This is a genomic window from Acidobacteriota bacterium (genome assembly GCA_016715115.1).
Taxonomy (GTDB): Bacteria; Acidobacteriota; Blastocatellia; order Pyrinomonadales; family Pyrinomonadaceae; genus JAFDVJ01.
On sequence record JADKBM010000013.1, the window covers coordinates 30,700 to 54,983 of the forward strand.

The window sequence follows — 24,284 nt, forward strand, 5'->3', positions numbered from 1 at the left end:
GGTTGCCAAGCCGGAAATGTATCGGAAGCCGGCCTCCGCTGATCCTGATTCCAGAGTTCAAGCTTCCGGATATTCCAGATTCAATATTCGGGAGCTTTGAAACACCGGCTTCGCGCTTCCGGAGCGGTTTCCGAAACCGAAGGACACAGATCGATTTGAACGGGACGGACTTGTCATCCGGCATCTCCTGTCTACCTGTGCTCATCAGTGAATGCAAGGCGATTTGTTGCATTCAACCCGAATTTTCAAAACTCCCGTTTTCGGAATTGCCTATCCCCTCTATTATGGCAGATAACCACTCGGAACCGGAACGTCGCCCGCTAGTCCGAATTGCCTGATCAAAAGCCCCGCCGTTGTTCGCTGTATGTACCAGACACCGTCGCGATAGATCGCGAAATCGGTCGATCCGTCGCCGTCGTAATCGGCCGGGACGGGAATGTCAGTCGCGAGCCCAAACTTGAAGAAGGTGGTCCCGCCGCTGCTCCTTCGCACGTACCAGGTTTGATCCGACGGCCGGTAAACGGCAAAATCGTCGCGCGCGTCGCCGTCGTAGTCCGCCGGAACCGGTTTATCTCCGGACGCTCCGAATCTAATGAAATTGACCGAAGCATAATTCACATTCGATTGCGACAGATACCAGCCGTCAAAACTGTAGGTCACGAAATCGGCCTTGCCGTCGCCGTCGAAATCACCCGAAACCGGCGTGCCAAATGCGATGTTCGAGAACGTCAGAACGTCATTCGTTGCGCTTTTCCGGACATAGAACGTATGACTTGACGGGCGGTAAACGGCGATGTCGTCGCGTCCGTCGCCATCGTAATCATCGACCACCGGAACGTCGCCCGGCAAACCCCACGAAACGCCGTTGTATGTCGCGGTGCCGCTGTTCAGGACGTAAAAGTCGGGGAGGTTGGGGTCGGCAGCCGGACGGAACACCGCGATGTCGGCCCTGCCGTCGCCGTCGATGTCTCCGGGTGTGATCCGGTCGCCCGCCAATCCCCAGCGCATTGCCGCAAAGCCTTCGACCGATCGGTCCTGATACCAGATCCCGTCATTCGGCCGAAAGACGCTCAGGTCCGCGCGGCCGTCGCCGTCGAAATCGGATCGCGTGCCCCTCAGGCAGACTCGGCAGATAACGCACGCGTATGTTTCAAACTTGAGTTTCCATCCGGCCAACGAGCCGCCGTCCTGATTCGCATCGTCAACAATATAGAGCGTCCAGGCGCCGTTAAGATTCGCGGCGCTCCCGGAAAACGTCGACGCGAATGTGGCACTGCCGTTAGGCGCCGGACTGTTGAACGGGCCGGCCGGAGCCGGAGCCGGGAACGTGTCGCCGGCGGTGATGTCGGCCGGTTTGAAATTGCCGGATGTCCACCCGGATTCGGAGAGCGAGGCCGAACCGAAATCGGTCAGAGAAAACGTGACGTTGCTGGCCGCGACGTTGCCGCCGGTGTCCGAGACCGGAACGAACTTCTGTCCCGCGGGACCGACAAGCAGCATATCGACATCGGACGGGAACGTGTGTGAAATGCTGGTTATCTCCAACGTGATGCGGTTTTCGGCGCCGGTGAGTCCCGAAACGTCGATCGTCGTTCCGTAAGGCGTCGACGCGCCCGATTCGTTGATCGTCACCGCGGTCGAGTTTGTAAAGGTGGCGGAACTCGCAGGCGCTCCGGTGAAGATCGTTCGCGTTTGCGTCGATTGTCCGGCGCTGCTCGTGATGCTGAACGAAAGCGCGTAGTCGCCGCCGCACGGTGCATTGCCCGGAATCGTCGCGGCGAAGTTCCTTGTCACCGTCTGGCCGGCTCCAATGTCGCCGTAAAATGCCGAACCGCCAAGCCCGGTCGCAACCAGATTGACGCCCGACAAAACGTCGGCCCCGTTGTTGATCAAAGGAATCGAGATCGTGACCCGTTCGCCGGGTTCGACAAAACCGTTGTTGTTGCCGATCGAATCGCTGACCGAGAAGCCGGCGCCGATCACGGCGTTCGCGACGACATCGAACGCTTCGGTGACGACCGTATTGTTGGCGCCCGACCCGATGTTTTGAATGCTCGCAGAGACTCCCATTCCGCGGGCCGCAAAGCCGCGCCGGACCGGCAAGATGTCGGACGGATCGGAAGCCGCGGCCGCCGCGATGATCGCATCGCGTTCCTGAAGCATCGTCGGCCCGATCGGCGCGAGTTTCATTCCGTCGGTGACGTATTGAAGAGCTCGCCGATTTCCTTCCGCCGCGCCGTGCGCCTCGATCAGAAAACCCCGGACCTCCCAAAGCGTGGCCGCCCAGACCTCGCCGATGTTATGCACCTGATCGCAGGTCGTGACGCCGATCGGACCGCGCGGATAGGCGCTGTTCGGCGGCGGATCCGAAGCGGTCGTGCCGATGAGCGTATTGCAATCCGAGTTGATGTAACGGAACGTCAGCGGATTGTGCGGCCGCCCGTTCGGGCCGAGGCAGGATCGGCGTGCAACGGGAAATCGGCGGATGCCGTAATAGTAATTGCCTTCGAAACCGGGCAGTATCTGGTAGGTGATGTAACCGCCGACGGCGTTTGTGCCGCACGGGTCGTCGGACGGTTCAGAGAGCATTGCGAGCGCGTAAAAGTCGGACCAGCCTTCGCCCATTCCGCGCGACATATTCGAGGTCAGCCCGGCCGCATTTCCGTGAAGCCGATTCGAAAGTCCGTGCGTCAGCTCGTGAACGACGACCTGCGAATCGAGCGCGCCGTCGCGGTCAGGCGTCGGCCCGGTCCAGATGAAGAACTGCCCGCGCGGTCGCCCGCCGTCCGCCGGCGTCGAGAAATTCGCGCCGTTGGTTCCGATCGCTTCCTGGATCTCGATCGAGAGCGAGTCGTTCCCGAGTCCTCCGCGCCCAAAATTATCGGTTTGAAAGTTGCGCGCCTGTTCGGTAAAGCCGAGTCGGTAAAGTTCGTCGTGCCAACGGTTCGCGGTGTAGAAAACGTGGGCGATCGAGCCCTGTTGGTAGGGCGACGGCGGGTAGATCTGCGGAACCGGAAAAGGATCGTCGCCCGGTGCCGGAATTCCGGGCGGCGGATTGTACGCGTAAACGAAACTGCGATTCGGACTGCCGAACGCCCAACCGTTGGGATCGATGCCCTGAGTTGTGTCACGATCGATTCCGGCTTCGACGTTGTTGCCGATCGTCCGGTTCTCGCCGTCGGGGATCCAGCCGGTATTATTGAAATTGTACGGCGATTCGTTGCCGATCAACGTGAACTGCTGACGCGCGATCGCCGGCGGTTGCGGGCATCCGACCGGCATCAGGCAACCGGGGGTCAACGGCGACGGACTGTCGGCGGTTTTCATAAAACTCGTCGAATTGCCGTAAACCTCGAATGTTGCCGGTTGAGTTTGCTCTTCGGTCAGCGATTTGCGCCAAAGAATCGTACCTGTACTCGCGTCGAAGATGTAATACGCGGACCTCGCGGCGGATTCGACAAGAACACGCCAAGCCGGACGGATGACCCCCGGCGCAATTGGAAAGTAGATCTTCTGTGCGTCGCGGGCGCCGCTTTCCGGAGAATGCGTCAACGCGTACGCGGCCGCTTCGCGCGCGTCGCCAAAGTCGCTCGGAACCGATTCCGGCAGGTTCGGGGCGAGTCCGTTGATGATCCGCACGATCTCATTCCGCGGAGTGAATCCCGCTTTGACCTCGCCGCCGAAGACCGGAACACCGTCGATCGATTGGGCGAGATGCACGTACGAGAGATTGCCGGTCGGATTCGTATAGTCCGCGGTTACCTGAAGCTCGTCGATTTCCTTGGTGCCGCTCGAAAACAGCGCCCGGTTCTGTTTCAGAAATTCGCGGAGCGTTTCGACGCGGCCGAGTTTCGAAGGGGAAGTCAGCAAAACCGGTGCGCCCGATCTTTCGGCGCCGACGACCTCGGCATTCCCGAGCCGCGGGTTGAATTCGATCTTGACGTCACCGAACCTTGATCTGATCTCCGCCTCGCCCCGCGCGATCTCTTTCAGTCCTTCTTCGACGACGAGCGCCGACGAACCGGAATCTTCGATGAAGCTCCGCATCAAAAGCTGGGATTCATCTGTTTGATCTTCGCGAATGTCGTAATTGAATTCGCCGGATACGTCCGGCGCGGAACGAACCGAGGTACGAACCGCGATCAGTACGAACGGAATCGAAAAGACCGCCAAAAGCAGAACAAGTCGTCGATTGAAACCGGCGATCAGGTACATCGTAACCTCCAAGGCGCGCAAGCTGATTTTCGTTGACTACTTTAGCGCGGAATCGGTTTTTTGTTAAGACCGGACCGGGGAAACTTGAGGAAGCGAGGGTCGTGAGGGCTGCGCACGACATTCAGCCGGAGATATTTCGGGTGTCGGATCGTGTTGGTTTAGTGGTTCGTTTTCTATAATCTTGGCATTCCGAATATCGATTCTGTAATGGAGCGACTTGAAGATGGGAACAAAACTAGGAACCTCGATCAACGGCGTCATACTCAATTACTCCGGCTCGAGCGATTGTGAAGTCAGCGAAAAAATGTTGAGCGTGATGACCGGAATCATCAAACCGGAAATAACGGACAGTTCCGGAAACGTCCTTTACAAGCTTTTGAGCGTCCATATTTCGTCCACCAGCGAACCGTATTTTCAGCACAAGGAAGGCGGACCTCATCGTTCCGGAAATGCCGTGGATATCGCTCAGATAAACAACAAGCCGATTACATCGTTTTATTCCACCGACGAAGAGGTCCAGGCAGTTTGCGACGCGATGCAGGTCGCGGCGAGCGAAGACGCCCGAATTTGGGAAAACTTCGGGCCGCTCGGATGTTTCAAGACTTACGGCGAGAATCGAATTTTGATAAGCGGAGAGAAAAACGCGGGTCTCATCTCAATGCATAAAACGCATCTTCATTTTGCGATCAAGGGCTAGACTGTTCGTTGCTGTTTTCGAGAAGCTGGACGAATTTGCGGGCGGCCAGGGAAAGCCCCCGATCGCTCCGGAAGATCACGCCGACGGGACGCACCCATTCTTCTTCGGCGAGCTGAACGATATGCAGTTGCCCGTTCTTCTTTTCGTCTTCAACCGACGGCTGCGGAACGATCGCCAATCCAAAGCCAACCTCGACCGCGCGCTTTATGGTTTCGATGTTGTCGAATTCGGCCACTTTCCGAACATCGACATCGTTGGCCTTGAGGATTCGATCGATGGCTTTCCGCGTCGGAATATCGCGCTCGAACAAGACGAAATCGCGGCCTCTCAATTCGCTCGCGCTGACCACCTCTTTGCTTGCGAATTCGTGGTCGAGCGGACATATCAGAACGAGCCGGTCGGACTGCATCGGAACGATCGTCATACCGCGGCGCGGTTCGGGAAATGCGACGACCCCGAGTTCGACAAGTCCGTTGAGCACGTCGCGAACGACGCGCGTCGTTCGCGAATACTCGAGATCGATCTTCACCGACGGGAATTTCGACATAAACTCCCGCACGCGCGGCGGGAATTCGTGCAGCCCGATGCTGTAGATCGTCGCCACCTTGACCGTGCCGCCGATCTTTCCGATGAGACTGCGCATACTCTCGTTGAGTTGGTCGTATGAATCGAGGACGAGTTTCGCCTCGCGGTAGAAGATCTCGCCGGCGTCGGTGAGCTTGACCTCGCGTCTTCCGCGAACGCGTTCCAGAAGCCGGCGGGCGAATTTCTCCTCGAGCGTGCGGATTTGCTGGCTGACGGCCGACTGCGTGATGAAGTTCCGCTCCGCTGCGAGCGAAAAGCTCTGTAGATCGACCAGATCGCAAAAAACCTTCAATGTCTCGATATGCATAAGGACAACTTCTTCAGCAATGTTCACGCAACCCCTCAATGGCTGCATTAGTTTTCCTGCATAACTCGCGCTGGAAAATTCATTTTATATTATCAGATTTGCTAATTATAATAAAAGTTTCGCCGGACAGGCTGCGGTTGCGCCGCGATTCGTAAGTTTGATAAAAGACGGCCGCGCAAATATAATGATTTCACCGCAGTAACTTTACCAATTAGCAGGATATAGAAATGAAATTCAGCAATAATTTTCTCTTGAGAAAATTGCACCAGTTGACCGGAATCGTACCGCTCGGACTGTTTTTCGGCGTTCATATGTTCACGAACGCCAAAGCGATGAACGGGGAAAAGGTCTTTAACGAGGCGGTCGGCGACATTCACCATCTGCCGTTCCTTCTGTTTATCGAGGTTTTCGGGATCTTCTTGCCGTTGCTGTTTCATTCGGTCTATGGGATCTTTATCTCGGTCGAGGCCAAGGTCAACGTCGCGAATTACGGTTTCGGCCGCAACTGGCTTTACGTTTTCCAGCGCACGACCGGAGTTTTTCTTTTCTTCTTTATACTGTTTCACCTGCTTCACCTGAGATTCGGGCTTTTCGGCGGACTCGACCTGACGCGCGTCGCGGTCGCGGGCAACGCCGACCAAGCCTTTGCGATCGTCGCGACGGACTTCGGTTCGGTCGGCATCCTGCTTTTCTATATTCTCGGTGTCGCGGCAACGGCCTGGCATCTTGGCTACGGGATTTTCCTTTTCGCGGTCGATTGGGGCATCGTGATCGGTGAGAAAGCGCAGAAGACACTGCTTTACGGCTGCGCCGCGGTCGCCTTCGGGCTTTTCGCCGTCGGCGCAAATGCCGCGATCTCGTTCGTCCGGCCGTGCGGCCTGATGCCGCAGTTCCTTTGCGAAGGCGAAAAATCGGGGACGACGATCAAGCCGACCGGAATCAAGAAGTTCTAAGCGGACGGAAATCCAAAATCCAAAATCGAAAATACTTTTATGGCTTCAAACGGGTTGAAAATTGCGATCGTCGGCGGCGGGCTGGCGGGACTTGCGGCGGCGATGAAGATCGCGGAAGCGGGACACGACGTGGACCTGATCTCGGTCGTCCCCGTCAAACGCTCGCACTCGGTTTGCGCGCAGGGCGGCATCAACGGCGCCGTCAACACGAAGGGCGAGGGCGATTCGCCGTTCAAGCATTTCGACGACACGGTCTATGGCGGCGATTTTCTCGCCAACCAACCGCCCGTCCAGCGAATGTGCGAAATGGCGCCGCAGATCATCAATCTATTCGACCGGATGGGCGTGCCGTTCTCGCGGACGCAGGAGGGTTTGATAGATTTTCGCCGGTTCGGCGGGACGCTCCATCACCGGACGGCATTCGCCGGGGCTTCAACCGGTCAGCAATTGCTCTACGCGCTCGACGAACAGGTTCGAAAATATGAATCGGCCGGCAAGGTCAACAAATACGAGGGTTGGGAAATGCTCTCGCTCGTCCTCGACGATCACCAGGTATGCCGCGGATTGATCGCGATGAATCTGCAAACGCTTGAACTCAAAGAATTTCCGGCGGATGCAGTGATAATGGCGACGGGCGGTCCGGGACTGATCTTCGGAAAGTCCACGAACTCGATGACGTGTACTGGGAGCGCCGTTTCGGCGGCGTATCAGCAGGGCGCGAAGTACGCCAACGGCGAGTTCATACAGGTTCATCCGACTTCGATCCCGGGCGAGGACAAACTGCGCCTGATGTCGGAGTCGGCGCGCGGCGAGGGCGGACGCGTTTGGGTCCCGAGGAATCCCGGCGACAAACGCGGGCCGAAGGATATCCCGAATGACGAACGCTGGTATTTTCTCGAAGAAAAATATCCGGCGTACGGCAATCTCGTGCCGCGCGACATCGCGACGCGCGAGATATTTCAGGTTTGTCTCGACGGTTTCGGCGTCGGCGGCGAGAATCAGGTCTATCTCGATCTGACGCATATTCCGGCAGAGACCCTGACCCGCAAACTCGGCGCGATCCTTGAGATCTACGAGATGTTCGTCGGCGACGATCCGCGCTATGTGCCGATGCGAATCTTCCCCGGTGTCCATTACTCGATGGGCGGCCTGTGGGTCGATTTCGAGCAGCGCACGAACATTCCCGGACTGTTCGCGGCCGGCGAATGCGACTATTCGATCCACGGCGCAAATCGTCTCGGAGCGAATTCGCTCGTCTCCTGTGTTTACGGCGGCTTCGTCGCCGCACCGTCGGCGATCGAATACGCGATGAACGTCGAACGCGGCGGAAGCGAATCGAACGGGATCCACGCCGCCGAACTCAAGCGCCAGCAGGAGATAAACGATCAGATCGTCAGAAACGAAGGTTCTGAGAATCAATACAGGCTCCACGACGAACTCGGCAAATGGATGACCGACAACGTGACCGTCGTCCGGTTCAACGACAAGCTCAAGGCGACCGACGACAAGATCGTCGAACTGACCGAGCGCTTCAAGAACATTTCGATCAACGACTCGAATCTGTGGGCGACGCAGGCCGTTCCGCACGCGCGACAGCTTTGGAATATGCTTCAGCTCGCGCGCGTCATCACGCTCGGGGCGCTCAACCGCAACGAGTCGCGCGGGGCGCATTACAAGCCCGATTTTCCGGATCGCAACGACGACGAGTTTCTCAAGACGACGATCGCGGAGTTCTCGAACGAAGCGCCGGTGCTGAGTTACGAAGCCGTCGAAGTCGGCCTGATCGAACCGCGCAAGCGCGATTATTCGAAGGGGAAAGCGAAAGAAGCTTGATCTTATGGCTTTGAAAGCAAGAACGAGAAAACTCTATTCACCCGAAGAGTATCTGGCTTCGGAAGAGAAAGCCGAACGCCGCAGCGAATTCGACGGCGGAGTTGTGACGGCAATGGCTGGCGGTTCGTTAAAGCACGCATCCGTTATCTCGAATCTTGTCAGGGTAATCGGAAACAGGCTGGGGAATGGATGCGGAGCATACGCATCTGACTTGCGCGTGCACGTCGAGAACTTTCGGAAATTCTATTATCCCGACGTGCTTGTGATTTGCGGTCCGGCGGTGTTCTATGAGAACCGAAACGATACGGTCACGAATCCGGTCCTGATCATCGAAGTTCTTTCGGCGAAGACCGAGGCGAAGGATCGGGGCGAGAAGATGCTCGCGTACAGAAGCCTCGGATCGTTGCGTGAATATGTGCTTATCTCGCAGACGAATCCGATCGTCGAGCAGTACACCAAGAGTGCCGACGGAAGCTGGATTCACAAGGCGACGATCGGCGTGAAGAGCATCGTAAAGTTCGAGTCGGTTGAGGTCGAACTGAGTTTGGAAGATATCTATCAGCGCATCGAATTTAGTGCCAATAATTTATGAGTCAAACAAACGGACATCACGAAAAGAAACGGCTGACGAATCCGCCGCAGACAATCGAACTTAAGATCCAGCGACGCGAAAAACTCGGTTCGGATTCGAGTTGGGAAGTTTTCGAGATTCCCTACAGGCGCAATCTGAACGTCATTTCGGCGCTGATGGAGATTCGCAAGAATCCGGTCACCAAGGACGGAAGGCAGACGACGCCGCCGGTTTGGGATATGAGCTGCCTCGAACAGGTTTGCGGAATTTGCACGATGGTCATCGACGGCCGCGCGCGACAATCCTGTTCGGCGCTTGTCGACGATCTGTTGCTCGCAAGCGGTTCGAATTCGATCACGCTCGAGCCGATGTCGAAATTCCCGAACGTCCGCGATCTGAAAGTTGACCGTTCGCGTATGTTTGAACACCTGAAGCAAGTACACGCGTGGGTTGAACTCGACGGTTCGCACGATCTAGGACCCGGACAGCACGTCTCGAACGAGGTTGCGCAGGAGCGTTACGCGTATTCACGCTGTATGACCTGCGGTTGCTGCCTCGAGGCGTGTCCGCAGTATTTTGACGACAACTACATCGGGCCGCAGGCGATCGCGCAAGCTCGGCTCTTCAATATGCATCCGACGGGCAAGATCACGATTGACGAGCGGCTCGAAGGCCTGATGGGCGACGACGGCATCACCAATTGCGGGAACGCGCAGAACTGCGTGCAGGTGTGCCCGATGAGCGTTCCGCTGACAAAAGCAATTTACGAAACAAACCGCGACATCACCGTCAATGCGCTTTTTGGCTGGTTGAGAAAGTAAGAAGCGAAGTGCAGCGAAGTGCAGCAAAGTGCAGAGTGCAGAGTGCAGAGTGCAGAGTGCAGAGTGCGAAGACCGAGTTACGATGCACTATGCGTTATGCACTATGCACTCTCCTACTCTGCACTTTGCGTTATGCACTTTCCTACTGCACCATCGAAACGATTTCGACGTCCTTGAATTTGGTTTCGGGAATATTCGTCACGTTGTTTTCGTTCAGGAAATATTGCAAGTCTCCGAACGACATCGGGGGCGCCAGATAATTTCCCTGCGCGCCTTCGCAATCGAGTTGCCGAAGCGCCGCCAACTGAACCTCTGTTTCGACGCCTTCAGCGACGACCGTCAGGCTCAGATTGCGCGCAAGCATCGCGATCGTTTCGACGATCTCCGAGTTGTTGCCGTCGCGGTCGATCGGACTAATGAACGAGCGGTCGATCTTGAGCGTCGAAACGGGAAGTTTGCGGAGATAGGTCAGATTCGAGTAACCGGTGCCAAAGTCGTCGATATTGATGTCGATGCCGAGGTCACGAAGTTGGTTGAGCATTTCGATCGCCTTTTCCGGATACTCGAAAAACACGGATTCGGTGATCTCGAGTTTGAGCTGGGTCGCAGGAAACCCGGTCTCGTCGAGGACCTTCTTGATCTTCGCCACGAGTTGCGGGTTCGCGAACTGCTTGCACGACAGATTGACACTTAGGCTGAAGCGCGAGCCCGCCGGCGACGATTCACGAAGTTCGCACATTTCCGTACAGGACAATTTCAAGATATGCATCCCGAGCGCGTCAATGAGCCCGATCTCTTCTGCCAGCGCAATGAACTTGGTGGGAGCGATCGGACCGAGGTCGCTATGGTTCCAACGCGCCAACGCTTCAACACCAACGAACGAGTTCGACCGCAGCGAGTAGATCGGTTGATAGTGAACAAAGAATTCCTTCCGTTCGATTGCCCGGCGCAGATCGGTTTCTAATTGAAGAACCTCTTTGACGGCCTCGTGCATATTTTGGTCGAAAACTTCGTGACGCGACTTTCCGGCCCGCTTCGCGTGATACATTGCGGTATCGGCGTCGCGCATCATCTCTTCGGGCGTAGTGTGACCGTCGGTGCGGTTCAGGATGCCGATGCTCGCCGAGCTGAAAACCTCGCGGCCATCGAGATCGAATGGGATCTGGAATTTCTCGTGAACGCGTTCGGCGATCCTCAAGACTTCTTTTTCTTCGTAACGGCCTTCAACCAGTATCGTAAACTCGTCGCCGCCGAGTCGCGCGACCATATCGGTCGGGCGCAGACAATCACGCAGGCGTTCGGAGATTCCGACCAGCAGTTGATCCCCGACCATATGTCCGAGGCTGTCGTTGATCACCTTGAATCGGTCGAGATCGATGAACAGAATGCTGATCCGGTGTGCCGGGTTGTCTTTGGCGCGTTCGATCGCGGACTCGAGCCGGGCCATAAACAGCGAACGATTCGGCAGTCCGGTCAGACCGTCGTGCGTCGCTTTGTAATGCAGCTGTTCTTCGGCGACCTTTTTGTCGGTAATGTCCTGAATCTGAAAGACAAGGTTCTGGTGGTCGCGAACCGTGTCGTTCACCGTAGACGCGCTCCACAAAGTCCAAACGGTCGTCCCGTCCTTGGCAAGATAACGTTGTTCAAGTTGGCAGGTTGGAATCTTTTCAGCGAGAAGTTCGTGGATCTTTATAAGCGTGTTGCCGAGGTCCTCGACAAAGATCATCGACTGAAAATCCGTGGCAAGAAATTCGTTCTCCGTGTAGCCCAGGATCTTGCACAGCGCCTTGTTGACCTTGAGCCAATTGCCATTTGCCGAGACGAGTGCGATTCCGATCGGCGCATAGTTGAATGCGCTGCGAAACCGCTCTTCGGACTCGACGAGCGCGACCGACTGTTTTTCAAGGATCTCGGCGTGGCTGCGCGCCTGTTCGGCTTGCGTCAAGGACATCTCGACATTCTTGAGATACATCCGGTAGGCGAGAAAAAGGAAGACAATGATCGGAATCGCCGCGACGAGCGCCGAGAAGCCGACATAATCGACCGTGAAGACGAGAACTCCCGCCGTCAAGGATCCGACAAAATACGTAATGAATGTCCAGGCGTATTGGGTCTTCCAGGTGTCCCACCACCCTTTTCGGCTCTTAAGCGCGCCGTAAATGGACGACAACGCCGTATTGGCCAGAAACTGGACGGTCGCGATGGCCGAGAACGTGACAATGAAATCGTTCAGCGCGTGGCCGTGCAATTCGGAGTCGGTGTCCATCCCGAGCGCCTTCAGAACCGTCCAGACAAGCGTCGTCGAAAGTGCCATCGTCGCCGCGTTGAAAAAGACGGTGATCTTCTTGTTGCAGAATCGCCACGACGAACAAAATGCCTCGCTGGCCGCAAGGAGCGTCGCCGCTTCGCCGCCGTACAATACCAACGCAACGAAAATGAATGTGTCGGAAACCGAAATATGCGATTTGAATTTCGGGATCTGAACGGATATTCGCGAGCCGAATCCGATGGTGCAAATCGCGAGAAACAGGAACTTTAGATCGATCTGAGCGGTTGGGAGCCAATAAACCGCGCTCGCCAAACAGACAAAACCCGCCGCGATCACGGCGTTCATATATCTGTTTGTCAGTTTTTGCGTTTCCATCGAATTGGAATCCGGGATCTGGTTCAGATCTGAAGCTAGGTCTGGGTGAAGTCAGTTGGTAAAAAGCTTGATCGATGAATCGTGGAAGACTCGAACAAATTGGAAAAGGTATGGACGGCTTTTGAGGGCCAAGAGATATTATCGGCAATTATCTCTTTGTTGTCCATACCTTTTTTCTCTAAGTGCTTCAAACAAACATTGTTACGCAACAATCTTTCGATTTGAAGCCGGCCTTCGAGTAGGCCCTGTGCGCGTCCTTGAACTCGGTATTGCTGAGCATGCAGACGTATTTGACGTTTTCCAGGAGCGTCCGGCTGAGCTGCGAGAGGCAGTTCGAACCAATGCCCTTTCCGCGGTATTCCGGGTTGACGTAAACACCTTCGAGGTAGCTCACATCGTCTGTTTCGGCAACGATTTGGGTCTGGAAGACCAGCTTTTCATTATCGAATACAACCCAAACACGGTTCTGGTTGATGCGCCGCAAGACTCTTTTCAGGAAGCCTTCACGGTCTTTTTCCAAGGGGTTGACTCCGCTCTCGAGGAACGCGATCTCGGCGTGAGCCTCTGCGACCGGAAGCAGATCAGCTTCGGTTGCGAGTCTCAGGTTTTCGACCGGTTCGCGGACGATTACGGGGAATTTGATTTCAAAGAGCTGTTCTTCGCAAACCAGCCGCGGTTCACGTTGCTCTCCCGAGTAGTACTGCCAAAAGTGCTCGATTGAATTTCCGTCCGACATCATCAGTTTGATGGGTGTTTCGGACTCGCGGGCTTTCAAGGCGAGCGCGATCAGTGCGTCTTCCGAATGACATTCGACCAATGTCGTGTGTCCGATCAGGGCCACTCCTTCGAGCGTGCCGGCGGCGTTCCTGAATGAGAAGAACTTTCCGCGGTTGTTCGGACTTTCGAGACCGTTGTCATAGATGAAGCTCGTCATAACGACTGTGTGAACAGGCCGTTTCTTCAGAAACTCCAGGACCTCGGTTCGGTCGGATTCGGTCAACAGGCTGACCCGGTTCAAATTGGCAACTGCATTCGCAAATACGTACTCGAGCGAGTTCACTCTTTGGTTTTTGGCGCTGTAGGCTAGTTGCAATTTCATGGTGTTATCTCCTTATTTGGTCTCCCGTTTAATTAGTTATCACCATAAATTACATTGTTGGCCGATGTACTGTCGCCGACGAGCACGCCGTCGCTGACAAGGACGCCATCGCTGACAAGCACTCCGTCGCCAAACAGCACTCCATCACTGACAAGTACCCCGTCGCTTACAAGAACGCCGTCGCTGACGAGAACGCCGTCGGATACCAGAACACCATCGCTGACCAGTACTCCGAATCCGGTGTAGAACGTTCCGTCACCGAGCGTTCCGCCGTTGCTGACGACCGCCTTCGGGAAGATCGCGATGTTGCTGCCCGATGCGTATTGGGCATTCAGGACATATTGATGCAACGCGTTGTGTCCGATGCCCTTTTCAAACCAGGATCCGTTTTTGTACACATTGTGGAACTGGCTCGCGAGATGGCTTCCTTTCAGATACGCGTGGTTGGTCAAAACACCTTGTGACCAACTGAAGGTCTGTCCGTTTAACGTGCTTGTCGTCGTCGGAAAGACTCCGCCCGTTGGCAAGAGACTCGCGCCCTGAGCCATCGCCGTGTTGAAATCGACATCCGTTCGGTAAGCCTTGGCGAGTCGGATCGCCCCTTCGAGGTTAAGCTGCCCGGCACCCTGTTGGAGCATATTGTAGCCGTTCAGCGGCTGGGCCGTGTACTGCAGGATCATTTTCACCATATTCGGCGTCAGCTTCGGGTTGGCCTGGAAAAGCAAAGCTGCGGCGCCGGCTACGACCGGAGTTGACATCGACGTTCCGCTCATCGGGATGCGATATGTGTTTTGGTCGCCTGAATTGTCCGCGACAGCGAGAAAAGACATCAGAATCCCTAAGAGACTTGTGTTCTTCGCACGCGCTGAGATCAGTTGGTTTCCGGGAGCGACAAGATCAGGTTTGATCGCGTGATCATAGACCTTTGTTCCGTTTGCCGTCGTGTAGAAACTTCGCGTCGGCCCGTTTGAGCTGAAAGTTGCCATAAGGTCATCCGAACGGACATCAGTCTGTTTCGTATTGACTGCGCCGACCGTCAAAACCGAAGGATCATTTCCCGGGCTATGAATCTGACCGTAGAGTTTTTGTCCGGTGAGAAAGTTCTTTCCTTCGTTGCCCGCAGCCGCTACTACAAGAATTCCAAGCGCATTCAATTCCTGAACCTTACGGCAAACCGGATCGTTGGAATAAGTGTCGATCGCGGCTCCACCGAGACTCAGATTAACAACTTTGATGTTGTAGGTCTGATGATTTAGTTTCAACCATTCAAGAGCGTTCAGGAGCCAAGATGTTTGACCGCGTCCGATGCCATCAAGAACCTTGAGGTTAATGATGTTTGCGTTCGGAGCGGTGCCCTGATAGTTCGTCGAGCGACCCGCCGCGAGACCGGCAACGTGCGTACCGTGACCATAGTTGTCGTCGGTGGTGCTTTCGGTCGTCACGAAGTTCTGACTGTAAACGATTCGCGACGCGCCCGAGGCGTTCTTGAAGTCCGCATGTGTCGCGAGGAGACCCGAATCGAGCACCGCGATTCCAACACCGGTTCCGTCGAGCGTGTACGCGGCGCGCCCGGTGGTCGCAGCTTGTGAGCGCGTAACAGCGGTGCCCGTTGTATTCTCGACGTGGCCAAGCTTGAGCATATTCCGATCCGGCGAGATAAAGTTCGCCAAACGGCTCTGCGAAAGCTCATTCACCAGCGCCAACGGCAAATTGACGACGAGCGTGTTGCTGTCGCCGATGCGGTCGGTCAGACGCGCCTTTCCGCTTGAAAGCAGAGCGCGGAGCGACGGGTCGTCGGCATCCTTGGCCTGGACGATGACATCGACGCGGCGTTTGCCGGTCGGGTCGTTCGCCATCATATCGCGGAGGTCCGAAGAAACGTTGTCGCCGCGGAATCCTTCGGAATTCAGACCAAGGATCGAATCGGAATCCGAGTTAGAAATGTTGCGGTCACCGATCGTGATCGTTTCGAACATCGCCGCAACTTCGGCGACCGGCTCGATCGATTCCGTGTAGGCATCGGTCGAACTTCCGCCGATGAGGCGGATCTTGCCGTTGAGCAGGCTATCCGAAAGCTTGGCGCTGATCTGCGAGTTGCCGACGAAGTTCGTCAGCTCATCGACGAAAAGAACCGTCTTGTCCGAGCTCTGCGCGAGTTCGTCAATAACGGCGTCAAACCGTTCGGCGGCTTTCGTTTTATCGGCGAATACCGCTTCAAGTTCGAGTCTCAGAACGCGGACGTTCGAGAGGTTTTCCGGAACGTCGCCGTTGGCGATGCGAGCGGCGAGAGCATCGACGATCAGCGACTGGTCTTTGCCGACCGAGTCGAGGATCACCGGTTGGCGCTGCGAGTCGGAAGCAAGCGACCGGATAAGGCGGCTGACCTCCGAGTCAAAATTTGAACTGACGCTGAGCTTATTCGCCGCGGCGAGCCGCGTCAGATCGGTGACGAACGCGCCGGTCGCGGACCTGGTAGTCGCGGTGCGCTCGCCGGCCTGCGCGAAGGCCGTCAAGACAAACCCGTGCGTCGTCAATAATGACAACATCAACGCGCTTGCCAAGACTTTCGGCAGTAAGCTGCGGAATCTTCTAATCTCTAACATTTCTTGCAATCTCCTGTTCGGGGGTCAAATTTGGTACGATGAACTACAATCGTCGAGCCAACTAAATGCAAGCTGTGTGCCACAGTGGTAAAGTATCGTAGTTATTGGTGTTAGCGTGATCGGCGCCGTTCTTGGTTGGTTTCGTCAGTCATTCTGACCGAATGGGGCAGATCAACTTGAACGAAAAAAGGGCCGCGTCGAAACGCGGCCCGCGAGCAGTGGGGGAGAATAAGTTGTCATTCCATATAAGGCGTGTCGTCGCCGTTGATCTCTACGCCCGAGCTGGCCCAAACCATATCGCCCATCAGAACGCCGTCGCCCATCAGAACGCCGTCGCCCATCAGGACACCGTCACCGAAGACGACACCGTCACCCATCAGCACACCGTCGCCCATCAGGACTCCCGACGAACAAAAAACCGTTCCGTTGCCGAGCGCGTTGCCGTTGCTTTTCAAGACGTTGTTGCCGGCACTCACGTCGGTCGTCAGATACGCGGCGTTCGGAGCGATCGTCGTTCCGCTGACGGTGAACGCCATGTCATCGAACGACCAGCCGTTGTCGTACCAACGCTGATAATTCGAGATCAGAGCCGTGCCTTTTGCATAGTAGTGGTCGGTGACCACGCCCTGCGACCATTTCACCGTGCCGCCGCTAATCGTGCTCGTTGCCGTCGGAAGCGTCGCGCCAGTAGCGAGCATTGTCGTTCCGACGGCGACCGTCGGCTGGAATGTCAGATCGCTGCGGAATGTCTTCGCTAGTCTGATCGCACCTTCTACGTTCAATTGACCCGCGCCCTGCTCGAGCATATTCACACCGTTGAGCGGTTGTGCCGAGTATTGAAGGATCATCTTGACCATCGACGGCGTCAGCTTCGGGTTGACCTGAAGCAAGAGTGCGGCGGTTCCGGCGACGACCGGCGTCGACATCGACGTTCCGCTCAGATACATCATATCGTCGTTCGAGCCGGTGAAGTTAAGTGCTGTCGTTTGAAGCGACGGGGCAAGGGTCAGCAATAGACTCGGACTGCTGGCCGCCGAAATCAGTTTGTTGCCTGGGGCGACCAAATCGGGTTTGATGATGTGGTCATAGACCTTGGTTCCGCCGGCGATGTAATAGCTGCGGGTCGGCCCGTGAGAGCTGAACGTTCCCATAACGTCGTCACTGCGCGAGTCGGTTCCCATCGAATTCGATGCGCCGACGGTGATCGCCGTCGATTCATTACCCGGCGAATGGATCATTCCGTAGACTTTTTGCCCCTGCAGATTCATCCCGTTGTTTCCGGCCGCGGCGACCGTGACGATTCCGATCTGCGACAGTTCCCAGATCTTGTTCGTCACCGGATCGTTCAAATAGGAGTCGATTGCCGGCGTTCCGATACTGGCGTTGACAACGCGAATGTTGTAAGTCGCCCAGTTGACGCGGATCCATTCAAGCGCCGCCAAGAGATCGGATTGTTTTCCGAGTCCAAAACCGTTCAATACGCGCAGGTTGATCAACTTGGAGTTTGTCGCGATGCCCTTGTAGGCGCCGCTGTTGATCGAAGCGTTGCTCAATGCGAGGCCCGCGACGTGCGTCCCGTGGCCATTTGAGTCGGCGGTCGTCGTTTCACCGGTCACAAAGTTCTTTGAATAAACAACACGCGATGCTCCGCTCGCATCCTTGAATGCGTTGTGCGCTGTGAAAATTCCAGAATCCAAAACCGCGATGCCGATCGCCGAGCCGTCGAGCGTATAAGCTGGGCGTCCCGTCGTTGCCGGTTGTGATCGGACTAGCGTTGTTCCGGTCGTGACATCGACGTGTCCGCTTTTGATCATCTCCCGGTTGGGCGAAACGTAGTTGACACTGCCGCTGCTGGAAAGCGCATTAATCTCGTTCAGCGACATCGTCGCGACGAACGTGCTGCTCGCTCCGATCTGAACGGCGTTCGCAACGCCTTTCAATCGATCGGTCTTGGCCTGGACGATCACTTCAACACGCTTCTTGCCGCCGGTCGGATCTTTGGCCATCATTTCGCGGAGGTCCGGCGAGACATTGTCGCCGCGGAAGCGCGATGCTACCGACTTTTGAAGTTTGGCTGAAGAGGTTTCCGTCCGGTTTGCATCGCCGATCAGGATCGGAGTGAAGAACGCCGCAACATCTTCGCTTTCGACGTTTTCTTTGTAGGCATCCAGCGAACTGCCGCCGATAATGCGCACCTTTCCGCCTGCGAGCGCCGACGTCAACGAATCGCTGACTCGGGCGTTCCCGACAAAATTGGTCAGTTCGTCGACAAAGAGAATCGTATTGGCCTTGGATGCCATCAATTCGAGAAATATTCCGTCGAGTGTGCGCGAGATTTCCTGACCTGATCTGGACTTATCGAACAGCGAGTCGAGTTCGAGTTTGAGGACGCGCGTACCTCGCAGACCGTTTGCGTCTCTTTCGATGATGCGGGTCGCAAGAGCTTCCACGACGAGAATCTGATCCTTTCCGACAGTATCGAGAATAACCGGCTGTCGAAGGTCGTCCATCGTGATTGATTTCGAAAGGCGATCGACCTCGACATCGAAATTCGAACTCGGTTTGAGTTCGCCCGACCTTGCCAGTTCGGTCAGATCCGTTGAATACCGAGCGAGCAAACCAGTCGATATCAGCGGTTGTTCCGTCGCCGACTGGGCGAAGACATTCATCGCGAACACGTTGGTCATTAAAAAAGACAACAACACAACGAGCGTGAACGCCTTTGTCGCAGGTCTGAGTTTTGCAGGCTGATTATTAAGCATTTTCGTTCTATCCTTTTATCGGAATTCGGAAGTCTCTTTTCTCCCGTTGTGGAATTTGTACGTCAAACTCCGCCATTTCTTTAACAAGCCGCGTGCCAAAACTTCTAAATTAAGTAATAGAACAAGTTACCGTGCATTTCGTAGACTTCGCCGTGATCTCATCGGTCAGAATGAGTGATTCCGACCGTTCACTTTGAACGAGGTCGGTCAGATTCGAGGCTCAATTTGTCGAGGATGAAAGCGGATGAAAGAGCGGATGAAAGAACTGACAAACTCCGGATTTTTTGTTATAAATTTCAAAATGCTCAAACTCAACTCACATAAAAAGGAAACTCACTATGCTCTTTCATACTCAATCAGCGGCGGTCTATGGGATCGACGCGCTTATCGTTGACATCGAGGTCAATCTAACTCTTCCGAAAGGTGAAAATGACACGACTCCGAACGTTCTGATCGTCGGACTGCCCGATACGGCGATACGTGAATCGCGCGAACGGATCCGGGCGGCGATCGTCAACAGTTCGTTCTTCTTTCCGTATCACAAAATGACAGTGAACCTGGCGCCGGCCGACGTGCGCAAGGTCGGAGCGAGCTTCGACCTGCCGATCGCGCTCGCAATCCTCGGCGCGAACGGCGATCTCGGCAAAGGTGCGGCGCTCACGGATACGCTAAGCATCGGCGAACTCTCGCTCGACGGCCGGATTCGCCCGGTGCGCGGCGCGCTTTCGATCGCGTTGCGCTGCCGCGAGAACGGTCTACGGAATCTGATCCTGCCCGAAGAGAATGCGACGGAAGCGGCCGTCGTCAGCGGCATCAGCGTCTTTCCGGCCCGCGACCTTCGACAGGCGGTGGAGATCGCCCGTGGGATCGATTCCGGGCGCGAAACCGAAGTTCAGCCCTTGAAACCCGACATCGAACAATTGATCAACGACGCCGGAAAGTATCGCGTCGACTTCTCCGAGGTACGGGGACAGACGTCGGCCAAACGCGCGCTCGAGGTCGCGAGCGCGGGCGGCCATAACATTCTGATGATCGGTTCGCCCGGGTCCGGAAAGACGATGCTCGCGAAGCGCCTGCCGACGATACTTCCGCCGCTCGAGTTCGAGGAAGCGCTCGAGATCACGAAGATCCACTCGGTCGTCGGCTTGACAGGGAAATCCGGACTGATCACCGACCGGCCGTTCAAGAACCCGCATCACACGGTCTCGCAGGCGGGACTGATCGGCGGCGGGTCGATCCCCCGGCCCGGTGAGGTCAGCCTCGCGCATCTCGGAGTTTTGTTTCTGGATGAACTCCCGGAATTCGAACGCAACGTTCTCGAAGTTCTCCGGCAGCCGATGGAAGACAAGCAGGTCACGATCTCGCGCGCTTCGACAAGTTTGACCTTTCCTTCGAACTTTATGCTCGTCGCGTCGATGAACCCGTGCCCGTGCGGTTACTTCGGTTCTAATCGCGAGTGCAAATGCTCTCCGATCTTCATTCAAAGGTACGTCGGACGGATCTCGGGACCGCTGATGGACCGCATCGATATCCATATCGACGTTCCGGCGGTCAACTTCAAGGAGCTTCGCGGCAAGGGCGTCGCGCCGGGCGAGCCGTCGGAGTCGATCCGCAAACGCGTCATCGCGGCCCGGCGGATCCAGATCGAACGCCTCGCCGGCGAGTCGGTTTTTTCGAATTCGGCAATGTCGTCGGCTATGATCCGCAAACATTGCTCTCTCGACAACGAAAGCGAGGGTCTGCTGGAGCGCGCAATGCTCAAGCAAGGACTTTCCGCCCGCGCTCACGACCGCATACTCAAAGTGGCCCGCACGATCGCCGATCTCGAGGCGAGTCAGAATATAAAACCAGACCACATTTCGGAGGCGATCAACTACAGATCGTTGGACCGAAATTACTGGACGTGAAGGGAAAAGGGAAAAGGGGAAAGGCAGAAGGCAAAGGGCAAAAGGGAAAAGGGAAAAAGGGAAAAGGGAAAAGGCAGAAGGCAAAGGGAAAAGGGAAAAGGGAAAAAGGGAAGATTTAGATAAATACAAACTGGGGGATTTTTAGATGGACGAATATCAATTGCAACTTAGAATTCAAGATCGGGGTGGCGCAAGTGCTGATATCCGAGAAAGGTCGTACCAATTCGCGGCTGACATCGTTCGGCTATGCCGGTATTTGGAAAAAACTTCTGAGGTTCCGCGAGCCGTGACCAATCAGTTGCTCAGGGCGGGAACCTCCATCGGCGCAAACCTTGAGGAGGCTCAAGCCGGCCAAAGCAAATCCGACTTCGTTCACAAAAACTCAATCTCCTTAAAAGAAGCAAGAGAGTCGCGGTATTGGCTCCGCTTGATTTTGGAAACCGCTGATTTTCAAGGTCGGGTTAAAACAAGTGTCGAGAGGTTGCGAGACGAGTTTTGGGAACTCGCGCTGATTATCGGAAAAATCATCGTTAATGCGAAACAACGGTCATCCAGTTGACCATCGGTCTCGCCTTCAACTAATCCCGATTGCCTTTTGCCCTTTGCCTTTTAACTTTCGCCTTTTCCCTTTTCCCTTTTCCCCTTTGCCCTTTGCCTTTTCCCTTTTGCCCTTTGCCTTTTAACTTTCGCCTTTTCCCTTTTGCCCTTTGCCCTTCAACTTTTCCCTTTTCCCTTTTCCCTTTTGCCTTGCGACAGCCGCATCGAATTCCCGATGACCGAAAAACTCGACAGGAACATCGCGCCGGCGGCGGCGATCGGGTTCAGGATTCCCGTGATGGCGAGGCTCATTCCGAGCGTGTTGTAGAAGAAAGCCCAGAAAAGGTTCTGGCGTACGATGCGGCGCGTTTTTGCGGACAGATCGAAAACATCGAGCATTTTGCGGAGTGAATCGCCCATCAAAACAATGTCCGCCGCCTTCATTGCGATGTCCGTCCCTGAGCCCATCGCGATGCCGAGATCGGCCTGGGCAAGCGCCGGTGCGTCATTGATTCCGTCGCCGATCATCGCCACTTTCAATCCCTTCGACTGCAATTGCTCGACCGCGCGGGTCTTGTCTTCGGGCAACGCGCCGGCCTGAAAATCGTCGGCACCGACCTCGCGCGCGACAAAAGCCGTCGTCGCGGCAGCGTCTCCCGAGACGATTATCGAACGGACGCCGCGTTTCTTGAGTTCGGCGACGAGCATTTTCGCCTCCGGTTTGATTGTATCGCCAAACGCGAGCGCGCCCGCGACCTCGGCGTTCGCGCCGAAATAAGCTACGGTTCGGCCAGCCGATTCCCAGGCGTCGGCTTTCTCCCTCAAGTTCGCGGGCAATTTCAATCCAAGATCTGCCAAGAGCCGTTCATTTCCAACGAAAACCTCGGCGTCGCCGACGCGGCCGATTATGCCGGATCCTTTGCGAATATCAATGTCGGAAGCGTCGCCAATGGCCGTTGAACTGTTCTCCGCAAAAGCGACGACGGCCTTGCTGAGCGGATGTTCGGAAAATCGTTCGAGCGCGGCAATGAGCGGCAGAAACTCAGTCTCAAATCGCGGCGGCGCGATCGAAAGGCCTGTTGAATCTGCGGTTGCCGCAACCGATCCTTCCGCCGCGAGCATATGATCGACGAGATCGAAGCGGCCTTCGGTGATCGTTCCGGTCTTATCAAAGACAACCGCATCGAGGGTCCGGATCTTTTCGAGGACGCTGCTGTCGCTGACCAGGATCCCGTTTCGCGAAGCCGTCCCGACCGCCGCCGTGATCGCCAGGGGCGTCGCAAGTCCGAGTGCGCAGGGACAGGCGATGACGAGGATCGTGATCGCGCGCATCAGCGCTTCGTCGACGCTCGTGAAACCGAAGCCGAAACAGATCGCAAAGGTCAGGATCGCGACGAGTATCACGCTCGGAACGAAAACCCGCGAGACCTTATCGACGGTGCGTTCGAGATCCGAACGGCTGCTGACGGCGCTTTCGACAAGCGAGATGATCTGCGCTAGCGTCGTGTCCGGCCCGACCTTTGTCGCGCGGACGCGAAGGACGTTTCCGACGTTGAGACTGCCCGAAACGACCGCGCTGCCGAGAGACTTGGAGATCGGATTCGATTCGCCGGTGAGCAACGATTCGTCTGCGTGGGATTCGCCGTCGGTGACGATCCCGTCGGCCGGAACGCGCTCACCGGCTTTGACGACGAAAATATCTGATTCGCTGAGCGCGTCGATCGAGACGAAGCGCTCGGCGCCATCGTTGAAGAGCCTGACTTTTTTCGGCATCAATCGATACAGCATCGATATCGCGCGGGTTGTTCGCTCTTTCGCGCCCTTTTCCATCATCTTGCCGAGCAGGACGAGCGTTACGATGGCCGCGGCGGTATCGAAATAGACGAGCGTTTCACCGCGAAACGCCTGGATCGAGCTGTAAATATATGCTGCCAGAATTCCGGTGGCGAGCAGCGTTTCCATTCGGATCGTTTTGTTCAGAAGCCCAGTCCACGCCAGATTCAGAATCGGTTTTGCGGAGTAGAAGATGACGGGCGCCCCGAGAATCATCAGGATAAACGGAAAAAGAAAGCGGACGCTCGGCGAGATCTCCTGAAAATAGCCGACGTACAGCGGAACGCTGAGCGTCATAATGTTCAGCCAAAGGAACCCGGCGACGCCGATGCGCAGGACGAGGTCGCGTTTTTCGGCGCTCGCGCGCTCGTTGTCAGGATCGAACTCGCTCGCGGTGTAGCCAAGTTGCTCGATGCGGGAACGAATGCGTTCCGGCGGAAGGTATTGCGGACAGTACTTGACCTTGACGAGGTCGGAGGCGAAGAACGCGTCGGCGGAAACGACGCCCCGTTCGCGCCGCAGACTGTGTTCGATGAGCCAGGAACACGCCGAGCACCACATTCCGGAAACGTGAAGCAGCGTCTCTTTGGTTGGCGCGTCATCAGGAATCTTGTTTTCGGGTTCGGATTCTTCGCGGTTCGAGATCAGCCCGAGCGCGAGGCTCTTCTTGAAGACATCGCTGTCGCGCAGATCCTGACCACTCGCGACGACGCCGCTTTCGAGCAGAATAGTGTAGACGTTGAGGCAGCCGAGACAGCAAAACTCTTTCGGTCCGTCATCGAAATTCTGCTCGAACGGATGCCGCCCGACGCTCAGACCGCACAGATCGCACTGATTTTCGCCGTTTGAGACCATAGGTTCAGAGGAAGTCCGGTTTCGTTCGATTTGTTGCAGCTTCGTGGATCATTGTTCGCAGG

At 56.0% G+C, this 24,284-nt stretch carries 14 protein-coding genes; 7 read left to right on the top strand and 7 right to left on the bottom strand.

The genetic code is table 11. The features are described 5' to 3' along the window. Window positions 1–282: 282 nt before the first annotated feature. Complete coding sequence (locus IPN69_14940; protein MBK8812007.1) at window positions 283–4,215, bottom strand: M36 family metallopeptidase; 3,933 nt, start codon at window positions 4,213–4,215, stop codon at window positions 283–285. Between the two features lie 223 nt (window positions 4,216–4,438). Between IPN69_14940 and IPN69_14945 the strand changes: the two genes are divergently transcribed. Then, window positions 4,439–4,912 (top strand): hypothetical protein, encoded by a 474-nt coding sequence (locus IPN69_14945; protein ID MBK8812008.1) that lies wholly within the window; start codon window positions 4,439–4,441, stop codon window positions 4,910–4,912. Here IPN69_14945 and IPN69_14950 read toward each other — a convergent pair. Beyond that, complete coding sequence (locus IPN69_14950; GenBank protein MBK8812009.1) at window positions 4,902–5,804, bottom strand: LysR family transcriptional regulator; 903 nt, start codon at window positions 5,802–5,804, stop codon at window positions 4,902–4,904. The two genes, IPN69_14945 and IPN69_14950, sit on opposite strands and share 11 nt — an antisense overlap. Before the next feature lie 227 nt (window positions 5,805–6,031). On the opposite strand from IPN69_14950, the gene IPN69_14955 reads away from it, so the two are divergent. Genes IPN69_14955 through sdhB form a run of 4 tightly spaced genes read left to right on the top strand, consistent with a single transcriptional unit; the run spans window position 6,032 to window position 9,982 of the window. Then, window positions 6,032–6,757, top strand: a complete 726-nt coding sequence (locus IPN69_14955; protein ID MBK8812010.1) for a succinate dehydrogenase — start codon at window positions 6,032–6,034, stop codon at window positions 6,755–6,757. A gap of 39 nt (window positions 6,758–6,796) precedes the next feature. Further along, entirely contained in the window at window positions 6,797–8,590 is a 1,794-nt protein-coding gene (sdhA, locus tag IPN69_14960; protein MBK8812011.1) for a succinate dehydrogenase flavoprotein subunit, read from the top strand. Window positions 8,591–8,600: 10 nt separating this feature from the next. Then, complete coding sequence (locus IPN69_14965) at window positions 8,601–9,182, top strand: Uma2 family endonuclease (protein ID MBK8812012.1); 582 nt, start codon at window positions 8,601–8,603, stop codon at window positions 9,180–9,182. Further along, window positions 9,179–9,982: a succinate dehydrogenase iron-sulfur subunit gene (gene sdhB, locus IPN69_14970; GenBank protein MBK8812013.1), complete on the top strand. Its 804-nt coding sequence runs from the start codon at window positions 9,179–9,181 to the stop codon at window positions 9,980–9,982. Before IPN69_14965 ends, sdhB begins: the two co-directional genes overlap by 4 nt. Before the next feature lie 142 nt (window positions 9,983–10,124). On the opposite strand, the gene IPN69_14975 is transcribed toward sdhB, so the two are convergent. The 4 genes from IPN69_14975 to IPN69_14990 form a co-directional block, all read right to left on the bottom strand. After that, complete coding sequence (locus IPN69_14975; GenBank protein MBK8812014.1) at window positions 10,125–12,626, bottom strand: EAL domain-containing protein; 2,502 nt, start codon at window positions 12,624–12,626, stop codon at window positions 10,125–10,127. A 187-nt stretch (window positions 12,627–12,813) separates the two neighbouring features. Next, window positions 12,814–13,725 carry a GNAT family N-acetyltransferase gene (locus IPN69_14980; GenBank protein MBK8812015.1) on the bottom strand — a complete coding sequence of 304 codons (912 nt, stop codon included), beginning with the start codon at window positions 13,723–13,725 and terminating at the stop codon, window positions 12,814–12,816. A gap of 32 nt (window positions 13,726–13,757) precedes the next feature. Continuing rightward, a complete protein-coding gene (locus IPN69_14985; protein ID MBK8812016.1) occupies window positions 13,758–16,328 on the bottom strand; it encodes a S8 family serine peptidase in 2,571 nt (856 codons plus the stop codon). A 236-nt stretch (window positions 16,329–16,564) separates the two neighbouring features. Further along, window positions 16,565–19,090: a S8 family serine peptidase gene (locus tag IPN69_14990; GenBank protein ID MBK8812017.1), complete on the bottom strand. Its 2,526-nt coding sequence runs from the start codon at window positions 19,088–19,090 to the stop codon at window positions 16,565–16,567. A gap of 338 nt (window positions 19,091–19,428) precedes the next feature. On the opposite strand from IPN69_14990, the gene IPN69_14995 reads away from it, so the two are divergent. Both IPN69_14995 and IPN69_15000 read left to right on the top strand, forming a co-directional pair. After that, window positions 19,429–20,997, top strand: a complete 1,569-nt coding sequence (locus IPN69_14995; protein MBK8812018.1) for a YifB family Mg chelatase-like AAA ATPase — start codon at window positions 19,429–19,431, stop codon at window positions 20,995–20,997. A gap of 145 nt (window positions 20,998–21,142) precedes the next feature. After that, window positions 21,143–21,556, top strand: coding sequence for a four helix bundle protein (locus IPN69_15000; protein MBK8812019.1), 414 nt, complete (start codon window positions 21,143–21,145; stop codon window positions 21,554–21,556). Between the two features lie 155 nt (window positions 21,557–21,711). Here IPN69_15000 and IPN69_15005 read toward each other — a convergent pair whose 3' ends face one another. Next, on the bottom strand, window positions 21,712–24,222 hold the full coding sequence (locus IPN69_15005) for a heavy metal translocating P-type ATPase (protein ID MBK8812020.1): 2,511 nt from the start codon (window positions 24,220–24,222) through the stop codon (window positions 21,712–21,714). Between the last annotated feature and the right edge of the window lie 62 nt (window positions 24,223–24,284).

Coding starts and splice junctions, on each gene's coding strand:
- IPN69_14940 (MBK8812007.1), bottom strand. CDS start 4,215: ATGTACCTGATCGCCGGTTTCAATCGACGACTTGTTCTGCTTTTGGCG.
- IPN69_14945 (MBK8812008.1), top strand. CDS start 4,439: ATGGGAACAAAACTAGGAACCTCGATCAACGGCGTCATACTCAATTAC.
- IPN69_14950 (MBK8812009.1), bottom strand. CDS start 5,804: ATGCATATCGAGACATTGAAGGTTTTTTGCGATCTGGTCGATCTACAG.
- IPN69_14955 (MBK8812010.1), top strand. CDS start 6,032: ATGAAATTCAGCAATAATTTTCTCTTGAGAAAATTGCACCAGTTGACC.
- sdhA (MBK8812011.1), top strand. CDS start 6,797: ATGGCTTCAAACGGGTTGAAAATTGCGATCGTCGGCGGCGGGCTGGCG.
- sdhB (MBK8812013.1), top strand. CDS start 9,179: ATGAGTCAAACAAACGGACATCACGAAAAGAAACGGCTGACGAATCCG.
- IPN69_14975 (MBK8812014.1), bottom strand. CDS start 12,626: ATGGAAACGCAAAAACTGACAAACAGATATATGAACGCCGTGATCGCG.
- IPN69_14980 (MBK8812015.1), bottom strand. CDS start 13,725: ATGAAATTGCAACTAGCCTACAGCGCCAAAAACCAAAGAGTGAACTCG.
- IPN69_14985 (MBK8812016.1), bottom strand. CDS start 16,328: ATGTTAGAGATTAGAAGATTCCGCAGCTTACTGCCGAAAGTCTTGGCA.
- IPN69_14990 (MBK8812017.1), bottom strand. CDS start 19,090: ATGCTTAATAATCAGCCTGCAAAACTCAGACCTGCGACAAAGGCGTTC.
- IPN69_14995 (MBK8812018.1), top strand. CDS start 19,429: ATGCTCTTTCATACTCAATCAGCGGCGGTCTATGGGATCGACGCGCTT.
- IPN69_15000 (MBK8812019.1), top strand. CDS start 21,143: ATGGACGAATATCAATTGCAACTTAGAATTCAAGATCGGGGTGGCGCA.
- IPN69_15005 (MBK8812020.1), bottom strand. CDS start 24,222: ATGGTCTCAAACGGCGAAAATCAGTGCGATCTGTGCGGTCTGAGCGTC.